General features: G+C 60.0%; 6 protein-coding genes. All 6 read left to right on the top strand.

Annotated features, from left to right (window positions below; translation table 11 throughout):
* The first annotated feature begins 257 nt into the window (after nt 1-257).
* From HMPREF2787_RS02880 to HMPREF2787_RS02855, 6 genes are read left to right on the top strand one after another with little or no spacing between them, the layout of a single operon-like run.
* Entirely contained in the window at nt 258-3,416 is a 3,159-nt protein-coding gene (locus tag HMPREF2787_RS02880; protein ID WP_070858337.1) for a DUF4040 family protein, read from the top strand.
* Nucleotides 3,413-3,895, top strand: coding sequence for a sodium:proton antiporter (locus HMPREF2787_RS02875; protein ID WP_070858336.1), 483 nt, complete (start codon nt 3,413-3,415; stop codon nt 3,893-3,895). The genes HMPREF2787_RS02880 and HMPREF2787_RS02875 overlap by 4 nt, the downstream gene beginning before the upstream one ends.
* 23 nt (nt 3,896-3,918) lie before the next feature.
* Nucleotides 3,919-5,460, top strand: coding sequence for a monovalent cation/H+ antiporter subunit D family protein (locus tag HMPREF2787_RS02870; protein WP_070858350.1), 1,542 nt, complete (start codon nt 3,919-3,921; stop codon nt 5,458-5,460).
* The gene (locus tag HMPREF2787_RS02865) at nt 5,460-5,942 is read left to right on the top strand and encodes a Na+/H+ antiporter subunit E (protein ID WP_070644160.1); all 483 of its coding nucleotides are present in this window, start codon (nt 5,460-5,462) and stop codon (nt 5,940-5,942) included. Before HMPREF2787_RS02870 ends, HMPREF2787_RS02865 begins: the two co-directional genes overlap by 1 nt.
* The gene (locus HMPREF2787_RS02860) at nt 5,939-6,229 is read left to right on the top strand and encodes a monovalent cation/H+ antiporter complex subunit F (protein ID WP_005511667.1); all 291 of its coding nucleotides are present in this window, start codon (nt 5,939-5,941) and stop codon (nt 6,227-6,229) included. The genes HMPREF2787_RS02865 and HMPREF2787_RS02860 overlap by 4 nt, the downstream gene beginning before the upstream one ends.
* A gap of 24 nt (nt 6,230-6,253) precedes the next feature.
* A complete protein-coding gene (locus HMPREF2787_RS02855) occupies nt 6,254-6,595 on the top strand; it encodes a monovalent cation/H(+) antiporter subunit G (RefSeq protein ID WP_070644162.1) in 342 nt (113 codons plus the stop codon).
* Nucleotides 6,596-7,003 lie beyond the last annotated feature (408 nt).

The raw sequence follows: 7,003 nt of genomic DNA, 5'->3' as shown, positions 1-7,003 counted from the left end.
AAGCCATTTTTCGGGCCATTTTTGTCATAAACCTAGTCAGTAACTCGGATCAATCCAACGTCACCAGACATAAACGCAGTCAGTAACTCGGATCGACACCCCGTTCATCACTCGTTCCTATGTATTTTCACTACTGGATCCACAGAGACTTTCCCCGCTCCCCCAAATGCCCCTTTCACCCCGCGTGAAGCAATTTCGTGGCTGTTAGTCTGTAGAAGTACGAACCTTTTTAACAGCAATGTGAAAGTAGCCCCCAAGTGACGCACCTGGCAGCAGCTCTGGCATCAGCCAGCTCCTTTACAGCCAGTCCGCCGTCGGCGACCGCACCACCAGACCAGACATTGGCTTCTGAGTTTGCGTCCGGCGGCGTATCGGCAACATTGAATTCTTTAGATTCCGTTCTTTCTGCCCCGGCAACGATTACCGCCCAAGCAAGCAGCTCCGCAGAGCACGCAACAACGCTCGCAGCTCAAGCAGCCCAAGCAGCCCAAGCCGCCCAAGCCTCCGCCGACAGCCTGACCCTCTTTTCGGTCCCGCTGCTGGTCGCGGTTGCCCTGGCGCTGACCCCGCTGTTTGTGAAGATCCTTGGTCGTCACGCAGGCTGGCCCATCGTCGCGTTTTTTCTCGCGTCGGTGGTCCAGCTTTCGCGTGTAACGGGCGATGTTCTCAACGGCACCACCTTCACCTGGTCCCGCGTCTGGTCCCCGGAACTGAATGCGGCGTTTGCGCTGAAGCTCGATCCTCTCTCCATGGTGTTCAGTTTCTTGGCGCTGTTGGTGGGCTCGATAGTCTTCATCTACTCCACCGCGTATTTGCCGCCTAAGAAATCCGCGATGAGCTTCTACGTCCTGATGACGGCGTTCATGCTGGCGGTTTTGCTCCTCGTGCTTGCCGACGACATCATGCTCCTCTTCATCGGGTGGGAGCTGGTCTCGATGGCGTCGTTTCTGCTCATCGCAAGGTCGGGTTCGTCGGGCGAGTTGGGCTCGTTGCGCACACTCCTGCTGACCTTCACCGGCGGCCTGCTGCTTCTGGCCGCCCTCGGCGGTGCTGTGTGGCTGACCGGTTCCACGAACCTCACCGAGGTTTTGGCTTCGCCTGAGTGGGAGGCCAACCCGACAGCGCGTAGCCTCATTGCCGCGCTGGTGGCCCTGGGTGCTTTCACGAAGGCAGCTCAGTTCCCTTTCCACGCCTGGCTTCCAGAGGCCATGGCGGCAGCAACTCCCGTCTCGGCTTTCTTGCACGCTGCGGCCGTCGTCAAGGCGGGCGTTTACCTGCTGATGCGTTTTTCCACGGTCTTCGCGGACGTGCGCGTGTGGCAGTTGCTGCTGATTGTCATGGGTATGTGGACGGCTGTTGCCACGGCCTACTTTGCGCTGCAGCAGACCGACTTGAAGAAGCTGATTGCGTACTCGACGGTCTCGCAGTTGGGTTGGATTGTTGCCACGATTGGTGTGGGCACAAAGTTCGCGATTATGGCTGCGGTTGTGCACACCATTGCGCACGCGATGTTTAAGTCTTCGCTGTTCATGATGGCTGGCGTGGTTGACCATCAGGCGGGCACGCGCGACATTCGTCGCTTGGGTCCGCTGTGGAAGCAGATGCCGTGGAGCTTTGGCTCGATGATTTTCGGTGCGGCATCGATGGCGGCAATTCCGCCGTTCTTCGGCTTCATGTCGAAGGAGGGCATGCTGACCGCATTCGAGGGCGCACCTTTGACCAACACCGGTGTCGTCATCCTGCTGACAGTGGCGGCGATTGGTGCGATTGGTACTTTCGCGTACTCGGCACGCTTGGTGTTCGGTGCGTTCGTGGATGGTCCGCGCAACGTTGACCACATCAATGAGGCCCCGATTTCCCTGTGGCTTCCGGCTGCCATCCCTGGCGTGCTGAGCCTGCCTGCAGCTTTCGCTGCCGGCGCTATTTTGAACCGTCCGTTGGACCGCGTGGCGGATACGGTCGGTCAGCTTCCGGCTGGCACGACTCAGGAATCGCACTTGAGCCTGTGGCACGGAGTAAACGTGCCGCTGATTATCTCTGTGATTGTGCTGGCTGTCGGCGTGGGCTTCATCTTCACTCGTGCTCGCGTAGGCGCCATCATGGCCGACCGCAAGCTCTTCCCGTTCACCGGCGTGGAGGCAATCAATGCGTCGCTGAGCGTCTCGCAGCGTGTGGGTCGCGCGCTGGCGAAGATGGCACGTTCGCATCAGCCGGCGCGTCACCTGCTGCCGCTGCTTGGTCTGCTCGCGGTGTACGCCCTGGCCATTGCAATCGCTCCGGGTGTCGGCGGTGCTCCTGTGCTACCGAAGATCGACGACATCGACCACCTGACCGATCTGATTCCGCTGGTCGTTGTCCTGATTGGTGTGTGGGCCACGCTTCGGGCAAAGAACCGTCTGCAGGCGGCTGTGCTGCTCAGTGTCACCGGTGTCGGCGTCACGTTGCAGATTCTCCTGCTGGGCGCACCAGATGTGGCATTGACGCAGTTCATGGTGGAAATCCTGACTGTCGTGCTGATGATGCTGGTGCTGCGCTTCCAGCCGCGCGCGTTCTCTGAGACCTCAAAGAACCGCCAGGCTTCCGCCGCGGTCGTGGCAGTTGCCGTGGGCTTGGCTACGTTCGGCGCGGTGTGGTTCCTCACTGGCCGTCGTCAGTTGCCTGAGGTTGCGCAGTGGTACATCGACAACACTGAGAAGGTCACGGGCGAAACCAATATTGTCAACGTGATCCTGGTTGAGTTTCGTGCTTTCGATACCATGGGCGAGCTGGCGGTTCTCGGTATGGCGGGTGTCGCGATGGCGGCGGTTGTCACGTCGATGCCTCGCTTCCCGCACCTGCTCGATCAGCCTTCCCCGCTTGCGGAACCCGCTCTGAACTCCATCATGATGCGCTGGCTGGTCCGCTGGCTGTCGCCGGTTCTGTTCGCCCTGTCCGCTGTGGTTCTCTACCGCGGCGGTACCGCACCGGGCGGTGGCTTCAACGCGGCGCTGATCGGTGCCGCCGCCGTCATGCTGATTTACCTGTCCAAGGACCGCGACGAGCTGGTCTTCGGCAAGAAGACCCCAGTGGCGCTCAGCGCTGCGGGTGTCATAACGGCAATCGTCACGGGCTTCATCGGTTTCGCCAAGGGGTCGTTCTTGGCACCGCTGTACGGCGAGTTCCTGGGCCAGCACCTCACCACGGCATTGCTTTTCGACGTCGGCGTGTACCTGGCCGTCATCGGCATTGTGGCAACCGCGCTGAATCTCCTGGGCGGCCCAAACCGTCCTGGTATGACCGGGTCGGACGATGTGCTGCAGGATCTCTACTCAGACCGCTCGAGCTTGCGGGTGCCGCCGGAGATGGGCGTGTTCGCCTCAGAAACGGAGAGCACCCCTGCCCCAGCTCATGCCACCGTTGAGGAGGCCAAGAAGTGATTATCGCCATCATGGCTGCCGTCCTCGCAGGCGGTGGCACGTACCTGGTGCTACAGCGCGGCATGCTGCGCACCATTATCGGTATGACTCTGATTTCGCATGCCGCCAACCTGATTATTTTGTCCACGGGTGTCGGTGCCTGGCGCGGCGAGCCGCTGCTGGGCAACGAAGCCACTGCGGGCGCTGGCGCTGCCGAGCAGATGGCTGACCCGTTGCCGCAGGCATTCGTGCTGACGGCCATCGTGATCACCATGGCTGTGACCGCCTTCATGCTGGCACTGGCTGGTTTGGGCCGCGATGACGACACTCGTATCCATGAGGACCGCGAGGCTATGCGGCAGCTGTCGACGGCTGGTCGTCGTGCGGGTAAGCACATTCCGTCGGACTCAGACTCCACGGTCACCGGCACCCCAGGGGTCTCTTCGGCTCCGAATAAGTTCCCGCGCGAGACCACATTCGGCGGTGACGAGAAATGGTAGAAGCCTCTGCAATGACCTCTGCAATGTCCCCTTCAACTCTGTCTTCGCTACTGCCGCTGTTTGCAGCACTGCCGCTGATTCTGTCGGCGGTCGCAGCCATCCTGCCGAAGCTGTGGATGCGTGCGACGATGGGCATCGCCGTTCCGGCGCTGTCGTCGCTGGCTGCGTTTTGGGTGATGTTCTACGTCGCTGACAACGGCCCGGTCGGCCACGGTGTGGGCGCGTTCCCCGGTGGTATCTCGATTCCTTTCTTGGCGGACACGTTCTCCATGCTGATGCTGGGTGTGGCCGCAGCTGTGGTTGCCATCTGTAACTGGTTCGCCCACGTCGCGGGTGAAAACACTTCGCGCTTCTTCCCCTCCCTGACACTGATGATGTTGTCCGGTATGTCGGGTGCTTTCCTGACTGCCGATCTGTTCAACTTCTTCGTGTTCATGGAGGTCATGCTGCTGCCCTCCTACGGTTTGATTGCAGTAACCGGTACCTGGCACCGCCTGGCTGCTGGTCGTAACTTCGTGCTGGTCAACCTCTTGACCTCCACGGTGCTGCTGATTGGTGTCGCGCTGATTTACGGCTCGGCGGGCAATGTGAACATCGCAATGCTGGCCGACATGGCCAGCGAGGGCGGCCCCGGCGGCACGGGTGTGGTCGCGCTGGGCATTGTCATCATTGCGCTGTGTGTGAAGGCTGGTTTGGTTCCGGCGCACACATGGCTGCCGAGGACGTACCCGTCGACAAGCCCTGCGGTGATGGCACTGTTCTCTGCGGTGCATACGAAGGTTGCGGTGTACATGCTCTTCCGCATTTACGTCGTGATTGTGGGCATGAATCCCTCCTGGCACTGGCCGATCATTATCATCATGGCGATCTCGATGCTGGTCGGCGCGTTTGCTGGTCTCGCGGAGAACACCATGCGTGAGGTGCTGGCCTACCAGATGGTCACGGGTATGCCGTTCATTCTGATTGTGCTCGCCTTCACGGATGCTAACGACGGGGGCGGCGCCAAGGCGGCGCTGGCTGCGGGTATTTTCTACGCAATCCACCACATGGTGACTGTCGGCGCCCTCATTCTGGGCTCCGGCGCAGTGGAAGAGACCTACGGTACGGGTACGCTCTCCAGGCTTTCTGGGCTTGCTCGCCGCGACCAGGCGGTCGCCTGGGTGATGGCGGCAATGAGCTTCTCCATTGTGGGCTTCCCACCGTTTTCCGGCGTGTGGGGCAAGGTGGGCATTGTCTTTGCCTCTGCCGCCACTGGCGATGCCCGCTCGATCGTTGCGATCACCGCAATCATCGTTGCCTCGCTGGGCTCGCTGCTGGCCATGATTCGCCTGTGGCGCGCGGTCTTCTGGGGCCGACCGATGCAGGGCGTGGATGATTCTGTTCGAGTTCCGGGAACGCTGGTTGCGCCGTCCGCCATGCTGGCAATTGTTTCTGTGGCCATGTTCGTCGCGGCCGGCGCCGTCACTTGGGCGACCACCGGCGCGGCTGATGCGCTGCTGAATATTGATGGCTACCGCGAGGCGACTCTCGGCGGAGTTGAAAACGCCATCGGAGGTATTTACTGATGAAGTTTCTGCATGTTATCCGCTATTCCCTCTGGCTGGTCTGGCAGGTTGTTGTGGCTGCGACGGACGTGGTGCTCGATACTCTGCGCCCGAACCAGAAGCAGCAGCCGGTGCTCATTGGACTGCCGCTGCGTGTGAAGTCTGACCTTGAGGTCACTCTCTTTGCCGAGTCCATCACCATGACCCCGGGCACGCTGGTCTGTGGTGCCCGTGAGACCGATGCGGGGCGGTTGTTCATCATCCACGCAATCTTCGGTGCCGACCTGGACTCACTGTACGACTCCCTCTACGACATGGAGGAGCACCTCGTTCCCAGCCTCCGCGATGTCCCCCGCCCGAAGGCGTTCGTCTTCGAGGAATACAACGCAGACCAGTTCATTGACCCGGATGCCGTCGTCGGCGTTGCTGCCGAGGTCGAACATGGTCTGCCGCTGCCGGATGGCATTGCCTCCAATGGCGAAGACAAAGGAGCACGCTCATGAATGACACATTGATCGATCCCACCGCAGTACAGGTAATTAGCGGCATTGGCATTGCTCTGTGTTCAGTGGCGCTGCTTGTGGGCGTCGTGCTGATCTTCCGGGTCAAGGGCAATGTCTCACGGGCAGTGCTTTCCGACGCCGCCTTCTACCCCATGGTGGGAGTGTTCCTCACAACTGCCATGCTGCGAACTACGGCCATTACTTTCGATATTGCAATGCTGGCGGGCTTGCTTGGCATTCTGTCGACCGTGGGCCTGGCCCGAGTTATTTCCCGTGGCCGCCGCTAAGACCGATTAAGGACGAATCGCAATATGAGTATCGCTTCAATCCTTGTAACTATCTTGTTTGCCGTGCTGGTCATTGGCGGATCTTTGTACCTGCTTCTGGCGGGTGTGGCCATGTGGCGCTCTAAAGATGCCCTGAGCCGGTTGAACCAGCTTTCGGCCGGAATCATGGTGGGCATCCCCGCGCTGGTGATTGCCAACTTGGTCTTAGAGGCCGACCAGGGAGTCCTGACGTGGGGCAAAACCCTCACGGCCATTCTGGCCATTGTTGCTGTTCTGGTCGTCGCTACCGTCGCCTCCGAAGTACTTGGACGCGCGGTCCTGGGTGCCCGTGACGGCTCCGCTGAGGACTACGTCCCGGAGCGGTAGCTAGTGGCGCGGGAAACGTCCTGAACACACCGTTAGCGGCCAGTTTCACAGCGACCCCTCAGCGCGCTCCGACACCCCCTTTAGGCCACCCGGCCTACCCAAAAGGGGGTATATTTCCCCACACTTTTGGCCTCCCACAATGTGATGTACCTCTCATGGGTTATAGGCCGCTTGTTAACCCCATTTATGCCCCCAAATTGAGCGGCAGTTTTTGCCGTTAACTAAGCTTTGGTTTTCCTTACTTAGGGACCCCTTAGTTATCATTTTTGATGAATTCGCCGTTTGCCTGCACCTTTGTGACACCAAGAACAAAACAATCAATGCAATTCCGGTAAATTTTAAGAAAACAACACTCTTGTCATCCGATATTCAGGCAGAGGCCGGAGTCGTCCCGACCGACTCAAAACC

Source organism: Corynebacterium sp. HMSC061H03 (assembly GCF_001838215.1).
Taxonomy (GTDB): domain Bacteria; phylum Actinomycetota; class Actinomycetes; order Mycobacteriales; family Mycobacteriaceae; genus Corynebacterium; species Corynebacterium jeikeium_D.
The sequence above is the reverse complement of the archived record's forward strand: the minus strand, read 5'-3'. Positions and strand labels throughout refer to the sequence as shown.

Coding starts and splice junctions, on each gene's coding strand:
- HMPREF2787_RS02870 (WP_070858350.1), top strand. CDS start 3,919: ATGTCCCCTTCAACTCTGTCTTCGCTACTGCCGCTGTTTGCAGCACTG.
- HMPREF2787_RS02860 (WP_005511667.1), top strand. CDS start 5,939: ATGAATGACACATTGATCGATCCCACCGCAGTACAGGTAATTAGCGGC.
- HMPREF2787_RS02855 (WP_070644162.1), top strand. CDS start 6,254: ATGAGTATCGCTTCAATCCTTGTAACTATCTTGTTTGCCGTGCTGGTC.
- HMPREF2787_RS02865 (WP_070644160.1), top strand. CDS start 5,460: ATGAAGTTTCTGCATGTTATCCGCTATTCCCTCTGGCTGGTCTGGCAG.